We start from the raw sequence: 16,284 nt of genomic DNA on the forward strand, positions 1-16,284 counted from the left end.
ATCGGAACCCTCCTATGACAGTCTTCAAATGGATATGGGATCAGCCTAGCGGCGTGATTTGCCTGTGGCAACAAAACGCTGTGTCAGATTTCCTCGACCGACATAACGCCGTCCAGCGATTTGATTGCCCCTTTGATCTGCGGGTTGATCGGGAACTCCTGCCCCAGATCCATCTCGACATCGCCCGGCAGGCCCGGATCCAGCAGGCACAGATGGATCGGCCCTTTTGATGCGCTTTTGGCGGCACCGGCGGCGTCTTCCAGCACTTTGGCGACGGTCGGCAGGACTTGAGGCTGATCAACGAAAATGCGCAGACCGGTTGCGCCTGCTTCGGCCACCACCGAATCCACCGGCCCGACAGAGCGGCCCAACAGTTTCAGCTGATCGGCCTCCATTGTCGCTTCGGCGGTCAGAACCACCTGCGCGCCGGTTTCCAGAAACTCTCGGCTTTTCTCCAGCGTTTCCGAGAACAGCGTCACTTCGTAGGCACCCGTGGGATCGGACAGCTGGGCAAAGGCGAACCGGTTGCCGCGCGCGGATTTACGTTCCTGCCGTCCGGCAACGACACCTGCCATTTTGGCAATCAACGGACCCGAGCGCGCTTTTTCAGTCACCTCATCCAGCGTCAGAACCTGCTTGCGCTTCAACGCGGGCATGTAGTCATCCAGCGGGTGGCCTGACAGGTAAAAGCCGATGGCCTTGAACTCTTCGCTCAGGCGCTCTGCCGGCAGCCAATCGGGCGTCGGCGACAGGCGGGGTTCGGGCAGGTCGTCGCCCGCCTCGCCAAACAGCGACACCTGGTTCGAGTTCTTCTGATCGTGGATCGCCGCCGAATACTGCACCAACTGATCTAGGCTTTCGAAGACACGGCGGCGGTTCTTATCAAGCTGATCAAAGGCCCCGGCCCGTGCCATCATCTCAAGCGGGCGCTTCCCGACCTTCTTTAGATCGACGCGGCGGGCGAAATCGAACAAGTTGACGAAGGGCTTATCCGCACGACCTTCGACCACAAGGTTCATCGCCTCGACACCGACATTCTTGAGCGCGCCCAGAGCGTAAACCAGATGCCCGTCGACCACGTCGAATGCCGCCAGTGAGCGGTTCACGCAGGGCGGCACATAGGGCAGTTCCAACCCTTTACGGACCTCTTCGAAATAGATCGCCAGCTTGTCGGTCAGGTGGATATCGCAGTTCATGACGCCGGCCATAAACTCGACCGGGTGGTTCGCTTTCAGCCAGCCTGTCTGATAGCTAACAACCGCATAGGCAGCGGCGTGGGATTTGTTGAAACCGTAGTTGGCGAATTTTTCCAGCAGATCGAAAACCTCGCTGGCTTTTTTGGCATCCACGCCATTCTCGCCCGCGCCTTTTTCGAACTTGGGCCGTTCGGCATCCATCGCCTCTTTGATCTTCTTACCCATCGCACGACGCAGCAGGTCCGCACCACCAAGGCTGTACCCGGCCATCACCTGTGCGATCTGCATCACCTGTTCCTGATAGACGATGATGCCCTGCGTTTCCTCAAGGATATGGTCGATCAGCGGATGGACGGATTCGATCTTGCGCAGCCCGTTCTTGACCTCGCAATAGGTCGGGATGTTTTCCATCGGACCCGGACGATACAGCGCCACAAGCGCAACGATATCCTCAATACAGGTCGGCTTCATCCGCTTGAGCGCATCCATCATGCCCGAGGATTCCACCTGGAACACCGCCACGGTCTTGGCCGCCGAGTAGAGCTTGTATGTCGCCTCATCATCCAGCGGGATCGCGTTGATCTGGTTCTCGGCGCCTTCAGCGGGTTCGTAGAGCTCGGTGCCGTCCGCCGCGACGTGCAAAGGTCGCCCAGACTTGAAGATGATGTCCATGGCGTTCTGGATCACGGTCAGCGTTTTTAGACCCAGAAAGTCGAACTTCACCAGGCCCGCCTGTTCCACCCATTTCATGTTGAACTGGGTCGCAGGCATATCCGAACGCGGGTCCTGATACAGAGGCACCAGCGCGTCCAATGGCCGATCCCCGATCACAACACCCGCCGCGTGTGTCGAAGCGTTTCGCAGCAGCCCTTCGACCTGCTGACCGTATGTCAGCAAGCGGTCGACAACCTCCTCATTGCGCGCCTCTTCCCGCAAGCGTGGTTCGTCTTTCAAGGCTTTTTCAATCGAAACCGGTTTGACGCCCTCAACCGGGATCATCTTGGACAAGCGATCCACCTGCCCATACGGCATTTGCAACACCCGCCCGATGTCGCGCACGGCTGCCTTCGACAACAAAGCACCAAATGTGATGATCTGCCCCACCTTGTCACGGCCGTATTTCTGCTGCACATACCGGATCACCTCTTCCCGGCGATCCATGCAAAAGTCGATGTCGAAATCGGGCATCGAGACCCGTTCCGGGTTCAGGAACCGTTCGAACAGCAGCGAATAGCGCAGCGGATCAAGGTCGGTGATCGTCAGCGCATAGGCCACCAAAGACCCCGCACCCGAGCCGCGCCCGGGCCCGACCGGGATATCGTGATCCTTGGACCATTGAATAAAATCAGCAACGATCAGGAAGTAGCCCGGAAAGCCCATGCCTTCGATAATGCCCAGTTCGAAATCCAGCCGCTCCTGATATTCCTCGGGCGTCACGGCATGTGGGATCACCGCCAGACGTTTCTGCAAGCCATCATTGGCAATACGGCGCAGTTCCGCGACCTCGTCATCGGCGAATTTCGGCAGGATCGGATCGCGACGATACGCCATGAAAGCGCAGCGTTTGGCGATCTCGACCGTGTTCTCAATCGCCTCGGGCAGGTCGGCGAACAGGGTCGCCATCTCTTGCTGCGACTTGAAATAGTGCTGCGCGGTCAGGCGACGGCGGCCGTCCTGTTGATCAACATAGGCCCCTTCCGAGATACAGATCAGCGCATCATGCGCCTCATACATATCGGTCGTCGGGAAATAGACGTCATTGGTGGCAACCAACGGCAGGTTCTTGGCATAGGCAATTTCGACATGACCACGCTCGGTCAGGCGTTCTGCCTCGGGTTGGCCACCTTCGCCCGGATGGCGCTGAAGTTCGATGTACAGCCGATCCGGGAACATCGCCGCCAAGCGATCCACCAAGGCCTCGGCCGCAGGACGTTGACCTTGCTGCAGCAGCATCCCAAGCGGACCATCCGGGCCACCGGAGAGGCAAATCAACCCATCGGAGCGTTCCGCGAGCTCGTCCAAAGTCACCTGCGGCAACTGTCCGCCCTTGTCCACATAGAGGCACGAGCTGAGCTTCATCAGGTTCTCGTACCCGACCTCGGACTGCGCCAGCAGCACCAGCGGCGCGGGCGCTTTGGGCTTTTCGCCGGGCTGCGCCTGTACATAGGCCAGATCAACCTGACAGCCCATAATCGGCTGGACCCCAGCGCCGCTGGCGGTGACCGAGAATTCCAAAGCCGAGAACATGCTGTTCGTATCGGTCACGGCGACGGCGGGCATCTCCATCTTTTCACAGAGGCCCGGCAGCTTTTTCAGCCGTACAGCGCCTTCCAACAGAGAATATTCGGTGTGAACACGGAGGTGAATGAATCGAGGAGTACTGCTCATAAACGCCACGCTATCTCAGCCGGGCGCGGGGCAAAAGCAGGAACCGCAGCTTCGGGATGCCTAAAAGATAAGCTTTGATTATTCGGCTTTTTCAGAAGGTGCTTCGAAGATCACCAGCAATCAAATGGAAAAATCTCTGTAGTTTCAAACGCCTGTAGATTACACGCGGATGACTATCACGCGTCGTCAGCGCGCTATGGTGTATCAAATAGGCAGTTTTTCTTGCCAGACAAGCTGCCCTGTTTCTAACATCTGACGGCAAGCACTTCGCCCGCCACTCTTTCTACGTCGCATCGAAGGAGGGCCACAGGGGCGCAACCGGGTAAGGCGACGGGTTTCTCGAATGAATATCACGTTTCTTCTGAACGGAGAGACAGTGGAACTGTCGGATGTCGATCCGACAGCGACCCTGCTGGACTGGCTGCGCGAGGATCGCGGCCTGACCGGCACCAAGGAAGGCTGCAACGAGGGCGATTGCGGGGCCTGCACCGTCATGGTGACGGATGAGGGCGGCCATAAGGCGCTGAACTCATGCATCCTGTTCCTGCCCCAGTTGCATGGCAAAGCGGTCCGCACGGTTGAAGGTGCCAGTGGCCCGGATGGCGAGGCGCATCCTGTGCAGCAGGCGATGGTGGACCTGCACGGCTCGCAATGTGGTTTCTGCACCCCCGGATTTGTCATGTCGATGGTTGCAAGCCACGCCAATGGCGCGACGGATCATGACACGCAGCTTGCCGGGAACCTGTGCCGCTGCACCGGTTACGCCCCGATCATTCGGGCGGCTGAAGCGGCAGAGGAACAACCGGTTCCTGTTTGGGTAAAGGACAAGCCGGTTGCGACACGGGCGTCCTCACCGACGCTGCCGGGTTCGTCCGACGAATTAGCCAAAGTCTATGCTGAAAACCCGAACGCCACTCTGATCGCTGGCGCAACCGATGTCGGCCTGTGGGTGACCAAGCAACTGCGCGACCCGGACCCTGTGATTTTTCTGAACCGCTGCGATGATCTGAAAGAGATTGCGATCACCGACGACGAAGTTCGCTTCGGTGCCATGGTCGATATGAACCGCATGGGCGAGGCGCTGGCCGATCTGCACGCGTCCTATGCTGAGATGATCCGCCGCTATGCCAGCGTTCAAGTCCGCCACGCGGCAACTGTGGGCGGCAACATCGCCAATGGGTCCCCAATCGGAGACAACCCGCCTGCCCTGCTTGCTCTCGGCGCTACGTTACATTTGCGCAAAGGTGACACGCGCCGGTCGATCCCGCTGGACGAGTTCTTCATCGACTACGGCAAGCAAGACCGCGCGCCCGGCGAATTCGTTGAGGCGGTCAGCTTTGCGCGCCAAGCCGATCGGTTGAAAGTCTACAAACTCAGCAAACGCTTCGATCAGGATATCTCTGCCGTCTGCGGGTGTTTCAATCTAACCGTTGCCGACGGCGCGGTCACCGAAGCGCGCATCGCGTTCGGCGGCATGGCTGGCATCCCCAAACGGGCAACTAACGTTGAGGCCGCACTGGTTGGCAAACCCTGGACGCGCGAGACGATTGATGCCGCGCTGCCAGCCTTTGCCGACGACTATTCACCACTCACGGACATGCGGGCCTCGGCCGACTACCGTTTGGAAACCGCCAAAGCGATGCTCGAACGTTACTTCCTGGAAGATCAGGGCGAGGTGACCAACGTTCTGGAGTTGTCGGCATGAGCGTGACCAGACCCCTCCCCCATGACGCGGCACCTCTGCATGTCTCCGGTTCAGCGCGCTATGTGGATGACATCCCGACGCCCAAGGGCAGCCTGCATCTTGCCTTTGGTCTGAGCCCAATCGCCAAAGGTAAGATCACCGCGATGGACCTGTCGGCTGCAAAAGCCGCCGATGGGGTGGTTATGGTAATGACGGCCGAGGATCTGCCCTTTGCCAACGATGTCTCCCCTTCGATCCATGACGAACCGCTGCTGTCGGACGGCACCGTTCACTACATCGGCCAACCGGTGTTTCTGGTCGTCGCCACAAGTCATCTGGCCGCCCGAAAGGCGGCGCGATTAGGCAAGATCGACTATGCCGAGGAAACCCCAATCCTGACGGTCGAAGAAGCGCTGGCCGCCGACAGCCGGTTCGAGGACGGCCCACGCATCTACGCGAAAGGCGATGCGGACGCGGCCATCGCGCGTTCAACCCATGTAATCCAGGGCACCTTCGAGATTGGCGGGCAAGAGCATTTCTATCTGGAAGGCCAAGCCGCTCTGGCCGTGCCAAATGAGGGTGCGGATATGCTGGTGCACAGCTCAACCCAGCACCCGACCGAGATTCAGCACAAAGTGGCCGATGCATTGGGCGTTCCCATGCACGCCGTCCGGGTCGAAACCCGCCGGATGGGCGGAGGGTTTGGTGGCAAGGAAAGCCAGGGCAACGCGCTGGCTGTTGCCTGCGCCGTGGCCGCGCGGGCGACCGGCAAAGCATGCAAGATGCGCTATGACCGCGACGATGACATGATCATCACCGGCAAGCGCCATGCCTTCCGCATCGCGTACAAGGCCGGCTTCGATGAGAACGGGCACATTCAGGGCGTGTCCTTCCACCACTATGCGATCTGCGGCTGGGCGCAGGATCTGTCCTTGCCCGTTGCCGACCGCGCAATGCTGCATTCGGACAACGCCTATCTGCTGCCCAATGCGCGGATCGAAAGCCATCGGCTCAAGACCAACACTCAATCCGCCACCGCTTATCGCGGGTTCGGCGGGCCTCAGGGGATGGTTGGGATCGAACGCGTGATGGACCACGCCGCGTATGAGCTGGGTTTGGACCCGGTGGAACTGCGTTGCCGGAACTACTACGAACCGGCACATACAGTCGCCGAGACGCAGCCAGCAGAGAAACCACTGGGTCACCCCGACCCGCACGAAGACCTGACCAGCCGGGGCGCGGTGGAAATGGGCGACGCGCCTGTTCGCCCGCTGCCCGCCGGCGGCAATACCACGCCCTACGGGATGGAGGTCAGCGACTTTGAACTGCACGGCATGACCGAAGCGCTGCTGAAATCCAGCGACTATGCCGCGCGCAAGGATGCGATCCAGAAATGGAACGCCGAGCACGACGTCATCAAAAAGGGCATAGCCTTCTCTCCGGTCAAGTTTGGGATTTCTTTCACTCTGACCCACCTGAATCAGGCAGGCGCGTTGGTGCATGTGTATCAGGACGGCTCGGTCCACCTGAATCACGGCGGGACCGAGATGGGTCAGGGCCTGTTCCAGAAGGTCGCACAAGTCGCCGCATCGCGCTTTGGTATTCCGCTGGAGATGGTCAAGATCACCGCCACGGATACGGCCAAAGTGCCCAACACCTCGGCGACCGCCGCATCGTCGGGCAGTGACCTGAACGGCATGGCCGTGAAAGCCGCCTGCGACACGATCCGGGACCGGATGGCCGACTATCTGGCCGAGCGGCATCAGGCCGATCCTTCGACAGTCACCTTCTCGGACGGTTACGTCTCGGTCGGAGAGGAACGCTATACCTTCGCCGAAGCCGCCGCGCTGGCCTACCAGGGCCGCATCAGCCTTTCGGCGACAGGCTTTTACAAAACGCCGAAGATCGAGTGGGACCGGATCAAAGGTCGTGGCCGCCCGTTCTTTTACTTTGCCTACGGCGCGTCGGTCACCGAGGTGGCCGTCGATACCCTGACCGGCGAAAACCGCATTCTGCGCACCGACATCCTGCATGACGCGGGTGCGTCGCTAAACCCGGCACTGGATATCGGGCAGGTTGAAGGCGGCTATGTGCAGGGCGCAGGCTGGCTGACAACCGAAGAGCTGGTCTGGGACGGCAAGGGCAACCTGCGCACCCATGCGCCGTCGACCTACAAGATCCCGGCCTGTTCGGATCGACCGGACGTTTTCAACGTCGCGCTCTGGGATGCAGAAAATCGCGAGGATACGATCTATCGCTCGAAGGCGGTCGGAGAGCCGCCCTTCATGCTGGGTATCTCTGCCTGGCTTGCCCTGTCGAATGCGGTGGCAGCCTGTGGTGAAGATTACCCAGCGTTGGATGCGCCCGCCACCGCCGAACAGGTCTGGCGCGGCGTCCAAAGGATGAAGGGAGGCATCTGATGGGGTTTGATCGAGAGGCTTTGAGGGAGGCGGTCAAAATCCACGGGCGTGTGATCCGGGTGGTCATCGCCGCGATCAAGGGGTCATCCCCGCGCGAGGTCGGCGCCGCGATGCTTGTTTGGGAGAACGGGCAATCCGGCACCATCGGCGGCGGAACGCTAGAGTTTCAGGCGGCTGAGGCAGCGCGATCGCAGGCGGCATCCATACGCCAGACACACCATGCGCTTGGCCCGGACATGGGCCAGTGCTGTGGCGGGGCCGTTACCCTGCTGAGCGAAGTCTATGACGTTAAGGCCGTTGAACAGCTGAACGACACAATCATCGCACGCTCGGCCTCGGGCGGCGACATGCCCCTGTCGGTCAAACGTTTGCTGGCGCAAGCCCGCGGTCAGGGTGTCAAACCCGACCCGCAGCTGATTGATGGATGGATGGTCGAGCCGGTGCACGAACCCACGCGCAACCTTTGGATCTGGGGCGCAGGTCACGTCGGCCGGGCTCTGGTCGATGTCCTGTCTCCGCTGCCCGATCTTGCAATCACATGGGTCGATACCGGGCCCGAGCGGTTTCCGGATGTCATCCCCAGCGGTGTGACCCCGGTTCCGGCGGCCAAGCCGGCCGAACTGGTCCGCCACGCACCACGCGATGCAGAGCATCTAGTGCTTACTTATTCACACAATCTGGATCTGGAACTGTGCAACAGGCTGCTTTTGCATGATTTCCGCTTTGCTGGCCTGATCGGCTCAGCTACGAAATGGGCGCGATTCCGGTCCCGGTTGGCCGCTTTGGGGCATACGCCAGAGCAGATTGGCCGGATCACCTGTCCGATCGGGGACCCTGCGTTGGGCAAACACCCGCAGATGATCGCAGTTGGTGTCGCGGCGCAAATCCTGCGCCCTGCCCGGCAGAACGAAAGAAAAAAGGACCTGAGCGCGTGACCACTCCACTTCTGAGCTTACAAGGGCTGACCAAAGCCTATCCCGGCGTCGTGGCCAACGACCAAGTGTCCTTTGACATCGGTGAGGGCGAAGTTCATGCCCTGCTGGGCGAAAACGGCGCGGGCAAGTCCACGTTGGTCAAGATGATCTATGGGTTGGTCAAACCCGACAGCGGTACGATGCTGCTGCGTGGCCAACCCTTTGCCCCGCCCGAACCACGCGCGGCGCGAGCCGATGGGATTGCGATGGTGTTCCAGCATTTCTCGCTGTTCGATGCGCTGAACGTAGCCGAAAACATCGCGCTGGGGATGGAGAACCCCCCTCCGATGGGTGATCTGGCCTCGCGTATCCGCGAAGTGTCCGAGACGTACGGGCTGCCTTTGGATCCCTACCGGACCGTTGGTGACCTGTCTGCGGGCGAGCGTCAGCGCGTCGAGATCATCCGTTGTCTGTTGCAGGACCCCAAGCTTTTGATCATGGACGAGCCGACTTCGGTTCTGACACCGCAAGAGGTCGATATCCTATTTGAAACGCTCAATAAATTGCGGTCCGAGGGCACGTCGATCCTCTATATCTCGCACAAGCTGGAAGAGATACGCACCTTGTGTGACCATGCCACGATCCTGCGGTTGGGCAAGAATGTGGGCGAATGCGTTCCGTCCGAGACCTCGGCACGGGACATGGCCGAGATGATGGTGGGCTCGACCCTGCAAACGCCCGAACGTTCGGGGCGTGACTTTGGTGAGGTTGCGCTGGATGTCAGTGGGTTGTCGGTGCCCTCGCCCTCGGAATTCGGGACGGCGCTGAAGAACATTCACATGACGGTTCGCAAAGGCGAGGTTCTGGGCGTCGGGGGCGTCGCCGGCAACGGGCAGGACGAGCTGCTGGGCGTGCTGTCAGGCGAGATCACCACAGCCGCTGACGCGATCAAGTTCAACGGCCAGGCGATCGGCAAACTGGGGCCGACGGCGCGTCGCAAGTTGGGCGTTCTGACCGCGCCCGAAGAAAGACTGGGCCATGCGGCTGCGCCGGACATGAGCCTAACTGAAAACGCCTTGCTGACCGGATCGGTCCGGGAAGGGCTTGAAAACAACGGCTTCCTGAAGTGGGCCGAGACCAAGAGCTTTGCCGAGAAGATCATCAGCGCTTTTGACGTACGTACGCCCGGTCCCGAAAACGCGGCGCGTTCGCTATCGGGCGGAAATCTGCAGAAATTCGTGATTGGACGCGAAGTGTTGCAAAACCCTGACGTGCTGGTGGTGAACCAACCGACATGGGGGGTGGATGCGGCGGCGGCGGCGTCGATCCGGCAGGCCATTCTGGATCTGGCCGCCAAGGGAACGGCAGTGATCTGTATCAGCCAGGATCTGGATGAGCTGATGGAAATCTCGGACAGTTTTGCTGCCCTGAACGAAGGTCGCCTAAGCGCCCCGCGCGAAACCACGGGCCTGACCGTTGATGAGATCGGCCTGATGATGGGTGGCGCGCACGGGATGGAGGTGGCGCATGTGTGATGCGTTGTGTCGCCTTCGGCGAGAGTATTTTCAAAAAGATGAAGAACGCAGGGGGATGAGCGGGTGATTGTGTTGGAGAAACGGCCTCAGCCGTCCAAGGCGTGGTCCTATGCCACTCCTGTGGTCGCGGTGTTGGCGACGATGGTGTTTGGCGGCATCTTGTTCGCCATTCTGGGAAAGAACCCGGTCGAGGCGATTGGCACCATTTTCTGGGAACCGCTGTTTGGCGAGTTCGCCTTTTATTACCGCCCGCAATTGCTGGTGAAAGGCGCGCCGCTGGTTTTGATCGCTATTGGACTGTCTTTGGGGTTTCGCGCCGGGATTTGGAATATCGGGGCCGAGGGCCAGTACATCATGGGCGCGATCTTTGGTGCGGCGGCCGGTCTGGCGTTCTATCCGCTGGATGCGTTCTACATTTTCCCGATCATGGTGATCGCTGGCGCGTTTGGCGGCTGGCTATGGGCGATGATCCCGGCCTTTCTGAAGGTGCGCTTTGGCACGAACGAGATTCTCGTCTCGCTCATGTTGGTCTATGTGGCCGAGCAGATGCTGGCCTCGGTTTCTCTGGGTCTGCTGAAGAACCCCGAAGGGTTCGGCTTTCCCGGCTCACGCAACCTGCAATCCTATGAGAGTGCCCATAATGCCGAGCTGATCGCAGGGTCGGGAATGCATTGGGGCGTCGTAACAGCGCTGATTGCTGTGATCTTTGCCTATGTCCTGTTGAACCGGCATATGCTGGGCTTTCACATCCGTTTGACGGGTGAAGCCCCTCGGGCCGCGAAATTCGCTGGTGTGAACCCGGCGCGCCTGATCCTGTTCTGTCTGGGTCTGTCCGGCGCTCTGGCCGGTCTGGCGGGGATGTTCGAGGTTTCCGGACCGTCGGGCGTGGTCAGCATCGATTTCAACGTGGGCTATGGGTTTACAGCGATTATCGTGGCCTTTCTGGGCCGCTTGCACCCGGTGGGCATCCTGCTTGCCGGTGGCTTGATGGCGCTGACCTATATCGGCGGTGAAATCGCGCAGTCGCAACTGGGTCTGCCCGCCGCTGCCATTCAGGTGTTTCAGGGCATGCTCCTGTTCTTCCTGCTGGCTTTCGATCTTCTGACAAACTACCGCATCCGTGCGGCCCGTAGCGAGGTAGCGTGACATGGACCTTGGTGAGATTAACCCCGTCCTTCTGGTCGCCTCGCTGATGGTGGCTGCAACCCCCCTGCTGCTGGCAGCGATCGGCGAGCTGGTCGTCGAGAAAGCAGGCGTTCTGAACCTCGGCGTCGAGGGCATGATGATCGTGGGCGCCATCAGCGGCTTTGCGATCTCGGTCGAGACCGGATCGCCCTGGCTGGGCTTTATCGCAGCGGCCATTGGCGGCGCGGTGCTGTCCCTGCTTTTCGTGCTGCTGACGCAGGTGGCGCTGGCCAACCAGGTCGCCAGCGGTCTTGCTTTGACGTTGTTCGGCCTGGGCTTCAGCGCCTTGCTTGGCCAAAGCTATGTCGGGGTCAAACCGCCCAGCATGGGCGACATCCACATCCCCCTGATCAGCGACATTCCTGTCATCGGGCCGATCCTGTTCCAGCATGATCCGATCCTCTATGTCGGGATCGCGCTGACGGCCGCCGTCTGGGCGACACTGAAATACACACGGGTTGGCCTGATCCTGCGCGCGGTGGGCGAGAACCACGATGCGGCGCACGCGCTTGGCTACAAGGTCATCAAAATCCGCATCATGGCGATCCTGTTTGGCGGTGCCTGCGCGGGACTGGGCGGAGCTTATATCAGCCTGATCCGCGTCCCGCAGTGGACCGAGGGGATGACCGCCGGCGTCGGTTGGATCGCACTGGCACTGGTGGTGTTCGCCAGCTGGAAACCGTGGCGAGCCCTGCTGGGTGCCTATTTGTTCGGCGGTATCACCGTGTTGCAGCTTAATTTGCAGGCAGCGGGCGTTGCCATTCCAGTCGAGTATCTGGCAATGTCGCCCTACATCATCACGATCCTTGTGCTTGTGATCCTTTCGGCCGACAAGAGCAGCGCACCTGCCTCACTGGGCCGGACCTTCCATGCCTCGCACTAGGGGCCAATTGAACCAACTTGGGGAGTAACACATGAAATTCACAACACTTCTGGCAAGCGCCGCCATGGCGTTGGGTCTGGCCTCGGGGGCCATGGCCGAAGACAAGACCAAGGTCGGGTTCGTCTATGTCGGCCCCGTGGGCGACGGCGGCTGGACCTATGAGCACAACAAAGGCCGCCTGGCCGTGGAAGAACACTTTGGCGACAAGGTCGAAACCGTGTTCGTTGAATCCGTTCCCGAAGGCCCGGACGCCGAGCGCGTGATGACCCAGATGGCGCTGGAAGGGGCCGATCTGATCTTTACCACCTCGTTTGGCTACATGGACCCGACCATTAACGTGGCCAAGAAGTTCCCGGACGTGAAGTTCGAGCATGCAACTGGCTACAAGACCGCTCCTAACGTGTCGGTTTATTCAGCGCGTTTCTACGAAGGCCGCGCTGTGCAGGGCCATATCGCTGGCAACATGACCAAGTCGAACATCATCGGCTATATCGGGTCCTACCCGATCCCCGAAGTGATCCGCGGCATCAACTCCGCATATATCCACGCCAAGAAGGTGAACCCGGACGTCGAATTCAAGATCGTCTGGGCCTACACCTGGTTTGACCCGGCGAAAGAGGCTGACGCCGCCACCGTTCTGATCGAACAGGGCGCAGACGTCATCCTGCAACACACCGACTCGACCGCGCCTCAGGCGGCTGCGCAAGAGGCAGGCAACGTTGTCACCTTTGGCCAGGCCTCGGACATGAGCGAGTACGCGCCTTTCCCGCGCGTGTCCTCGATCATTGACGATTGGGCCCCCTACTACATCGCCCGCACCCAGGCTGTCATGGACGGCACATGGGAAACCGCCAACACATGGGATGGCATCCGCGAAGGCATGGTGGCAATCGGCGAGATCACTGACGCCGTTCCAGCCGATGTCAAAGAAGAGGCACTGGCGCTGAAAGCCGCCATGGCCGCGGGTGAATACCACCCCTTCACCGGCCCGCTGAAAAAGCAGGACGGCAGCGACTGGCTGGCCGAGGGTGAAACCGCTGATGACGGTACGCTGGCGGGCATGAACTTCTATGTTGAGGGGCTGGAAGGCGAAATTCCACAGTAAGCTTTCGCCTAGTCTTTTGGCTTTTGGCCCGCACCTAGGTGCGGGTCTTTTCTTTTCTACGAATCAAAAATTCGACAGGGAATCGCACCTCACAAAGCTCCGGCGTTGCGCTCAAAAAAGCGGCACTCAGAAAACGATTCCGCGCCAAAAATTTACCAAAACACCAGAGATGACGCGTACTTTGCAACTCAGAATTTAACCGGCTCGGCAACGTCATCCAATAGCTAGAACATTCCGATATTTAGATGCTTATACGCTTGAGCATCCCCAATTCATGTTCTTTAAGTTGCTTTGTTATGCACGAGCTAATTTGGGGGTAAAGATGGCGACTACAGAAATTTTCGAACGTGAGATTAACGGAAAACTCTACAAAGTTTGGGTGACTGACGGTTTCATTCAATACGTAATTGATGGCGAGATCCGCCATGACATTGAGAACGTTTCACAGTTCCTGGCTGAGGCAGCCAAAGCTATTAACAAACCAAACGCGCAAGACGACACTGTTGTCGAGAGCAATGGAACAATTAGCGACAACGCTTTGGAAAACTTCCAGAACGGACAAGTCGCCTATGACACCGGCGGCACGTCCCCTTCGATTAACCTTCAGGATGACGGCACTGAAGTGAAAATTGGCGGAAGCGGTGTCGGTGGAAGTTTCCGGGTAGATTTTGGCACAGGTGCAAATGCCCAAGCCGAGGCCGCCGAGTTCAAGGAATTTGCCGAAGATCTGTTGGGCAAAGCAACGGCCACCGAACTGGAACAAGTGTCCGGCGTTCAAATCGGTGACTACCTGCGCACGATAACTGTCTCGCAACGCGACGATGACATTCAGAAAATTAAGTTCAAACCCACAGGTGAGAAAAAAGATCTCAAGTGGGCCGACGCATTTGTTGACCAACTTGGTGAGCAGTTTGGCGGCACAAAGACGAAAGACGGAAATGTCGGGGAAGGGTCGACCACACTGAACCCTGCTCAGGTAAAAATCTCAGTGGATGGCCTATCCGTGGATTTGGGCAGTCAGGGCGTAGGCGGAAAAGAGGTCTGGGCCTTTACGGACCCTCAGGACGCCATTGATTTTCGTGACGCCGTGCTTGAAGCGCTGGGGCCAGGAGGAGATCGTTCGGGAATTCTGGACGAGGTTATTGAAAACCTGGCCATGGATATGGGCGGGGACATTCTTAAGGATGGAAAGGTCTCGCAAAACTACACTGCGTCGCAGATCAAACTGATCGGCGCCGACAAAAACATTGTCGATCTTGGCAGCAAGGGCGTTGGCGGTAAGGAACGTTACGAATTCGAGGATCAAGCCGCGGCTTTGAAGTTTATCGACGCGGTACGTGATCTAGTAGGCGTCGAAGCGCATGAAGGCCCGATTCAGGATGAGTTTATCTACAAGGTATCCGGCGGTGCAGGTATCAGCGGGTCACCCACCTTTGTTGGAAAAGACGCATTCATTGAGTTTATCGGCGACGAATTCGATGGGACGCTCAAGAAAGACGGCGCGGTCAGCGAAAGCTACAGCGGCGGCGCACGTGTCACCAAAGTAAATGAGGACGGAGCCGAAGTGACGCTTGGCCCCAAAGGTGTGGGCGGCAAAGAGGTCTGGCATTTCGAAGATAGCGAAGACGCCTTCGCCTTTGTCGAAACCGTCAACGACTTCTTCGGCTGATTCACACTAAACCGCGCAAAATAAGAATGACCCCCGTTTGGGGGTCATTTTTTGTGGGCTGAGCTATCTTTTAGTGTCCGGTCAGAACCAGCGTATTCACTGGCATCAGGATCAGACGCAAACGCAGGCCTGCCGCGTGGACGACACCGATTGTGTCGATCACATGCAGGGCTGCTGCGTGCCAGAAGCCCAGATCCTCATGCTCAAGCCGTTCATGATTGTCGGTATAGACATTCGCCAGACAATTGCTGCCCGGAGGGATGTCATCCGTCATGCCTTTGTACAGAGGTTCCATATAGACAAGTATCGAGCCCGGGTTGGTGTTGCTTTGGACATCACGCAACTCATCCGTAGGGCGAATCTGGCCCGAGGGGATGACGTCCTGCACCTCGACCACCACCATCGGGATCACGGTGAACGGTTTGGTCATGCAACCCAGCTCTCCGATCATGCCCGGTTTGATAACCTGCGCCGCCATCTGATTGAACGCCGCCTCGAACCTGTTATGGCCCGAACTTGACGGAACCAGAATGCCCGCAGGCCGCAACAGCGGGCTGACATAGTCACCCACCTGCAGGCCAAACTGCTCGACCCGCCCGGTTACCCCGGCACTGACCACGGTTTTGTCCAGCTCGGTCAGGGCGGCATCCAGCTGCGCGTTCGCACTGGCCAGTTGCGCCGGGATCAACTCTTCGATCTGTTGCACGACAGCGGCGCGGCGGGATTGTGAGGCAGTCAGCTGGGCCTCACGCTCGGCCACAAGGTTTTCCAGCCGGTCGATCTCGGCCAGACGTACTGCGCTGGAACCTTCATCGCGCAGGGTGGTATTCCGCTCCAGATCTTCAAGCGACTGGTCCAGCGCGGCGCGCGCGCCGGCAATACCGGCCTCAGCTTCGGCCAGATCGGTTTCCGCAACTTTCAAAGACGCCTGGACCTGCGCGATCTGAGCATGCGCGGCCTCGACCTGTGCGGTTTGGGTAAAGTCCTCAATCCTGAACATCGGCTGACCTGCGACAACCTGCTGGTTGTTGGTCACGTAGACTTCGGAAACGCGACCGCCCAATTGCGGCAGGATCGTTACGGTGCGGAAATAGGACGCCGCGGTTTTGCTGGCCGGGTGGAAGTAGAACAGCGTGGTGATAACGGTCAGCGCAAGAATGGCGCAGGTGGTCAGTCCCCAACGCAGCTCGTACCACATGGTGAACAGCGTGATCTCATGCCCAATCCGTTTACCCTGAACATAACGCCGGAACAGGTAGTCGGGCAGCACCGTGACCAGTGCGCACATCAGTGTTTCCAGCATGT

10 protein-coding genes are annotated in these 16,284 nt (G+C 59.2%); 8 read left to right on the forward strand and 2 right to left on the reverse strand.

All coding sequences use genetic code 11. The features are described from left to right. Window positions 1–83: 83 nt before the first annotated feature. On the reverse strand, window positions 84–3,584 hold the full coding sequence (gene dnaE / locus J7416_RS15410; protein WP_209226040.1) for a DNA polymerase III subunit alpha: 3,501 nt from the start codon (window positions 3,582–3,584) through the stop codon (window positions 84–86). A 343-nt stretch (window positions 3,585–3,927) separates the two neighbouring features. Here dnaE and xdhA point away from each other — a divergent pair, with 343 nt between their 5' ends. From xdhA to J7416_RS15450, 8 genes are all read left to right on the forward strand, one after another. After that, entirely contained in the window at window positions 3,928–5,289 is a 1,362-nt protein-coding gene (xdhA, locus tag J7416_RS15415; protein ID WP_209226042.1) for a xanthine dehydrogenase small subunit, read from the forward strand. Further along, window positions 5,286–7,688, forward strand: a complete 2,403-nt coding sequence (gene xdhB / locus J7416_RS15420) for a xanthine dehydrogenase molybdopterin binding subunit (RefSeq protein ID WP_209226044.1) — start codon at window positions 5,286–5,288, stop codon at window positions 7,686–7,688. The genes xdhA and xdhB overlap by 4 nt, the downstream gene beginning before the upstream one ends. Next, window positions 7,688–8,623, forward strand: coding sequence for a xanthine dehydrogenase accessory protein XdhC (gene xdhC / locus J7416_RS15425; protein ID WP_209226046.1), 936 nt, complete (start codon window positions 7,688–7,690; stop codon window positions 8,621–8,623). Before xdhB ends, xdhC begins: the two co-directional genes overlap by 1 nt. Then, window positions 8,620–10,137, forward strand: a complete 1,518-nt coding sequence (locus tag J7416_RS15430; RefSeq protein WP_209226048.1) for an ABC transporter ATP-binding protein — start codon at window positions 8,620–8,622, stop codon at window positions 10,135–10,137. The genes xdhC and J7416_RS15430 overlap by 4 nt, the downstream gene beginning before the upstream one ends. A 63-nt stretch (window positions 10,138–10,200) precedes the next feature. Next, complete coding sequence (locus J7416_RS15435; RefSeq protein ID WP_170466836.1) at window positions 10,201–11,283, forward strand: ABC transporter permease; 1,083 nt, start codon at window positions 10,201–10,203, stop codon at window positions 11,281–11,283. Window position 11,284: 1 nt separating this feature from the next. Beyond that, window positions 11,285–12,205 carry an ABC transporter permease gene (locus tag J7416_RS15440; protein ID WP_209226050.1) on the forward strand — a complete coding sequence of 307 codons (921 nt, stop codon included), beginning with the start codon at window positions 11,285–11,287 and terminating at the stop codon, window positions 12,203–12,205. A 31-nt stretch (window positions 12,206–12,236) separates the two neighbouring features. Continuing rightward, a complete protein-coding gene (locus J7416_RS15445) occupies window positions 12,237–13,310 on the forward strand; it encodes a BMP family ABC transporter substrate-binding protein (protein WP_209226051.1) in 1,074 nt (357 codons plus the stop codon). A 322-nt stretch (window positions 13,311–13,632) separates the two neighbouring features. Then, the gene (locus tag J7416_RS15450) at window positions 13,633–14,979 is read left to right on the forward strand and encodes a hypothetical protein (RefSeq protein WP_209226052.1); all 1,347 of its coding nucleotides are present in this window, start codon (window positions 13,633–13,635) and stop codon (window positions 14,977–14,979) included. Window positions 14,980–15,049: 70 nt separating this feature from the next. On the opposite strand, the gene J7416_RS15455 is transcribed toward J7416_RS15450, so the two are convergent. Next, window positions 15,050–16,282, reverse strand: a complete 1,233-nt coding sequence (locus J7416_RS15455; protein ID WP_209226054.1) for a biotin/lipoyl-binding protein — start codon at window positions 16,280–16,282, stop codon at window positions 15,050–15,052. Window positions 16,283–16,284 lie beyond the last annotated feature (2 nt).

It is taken from the genome of Ruegeria sp. R14_0, from assembly GCF_017743975.1.
Taxonomy (GTDB): Bacteria; Pseudomonadota; Alphaproteobacteria; order Rhodobacterales; family Rhodobacteraceae; genus Ruegeria.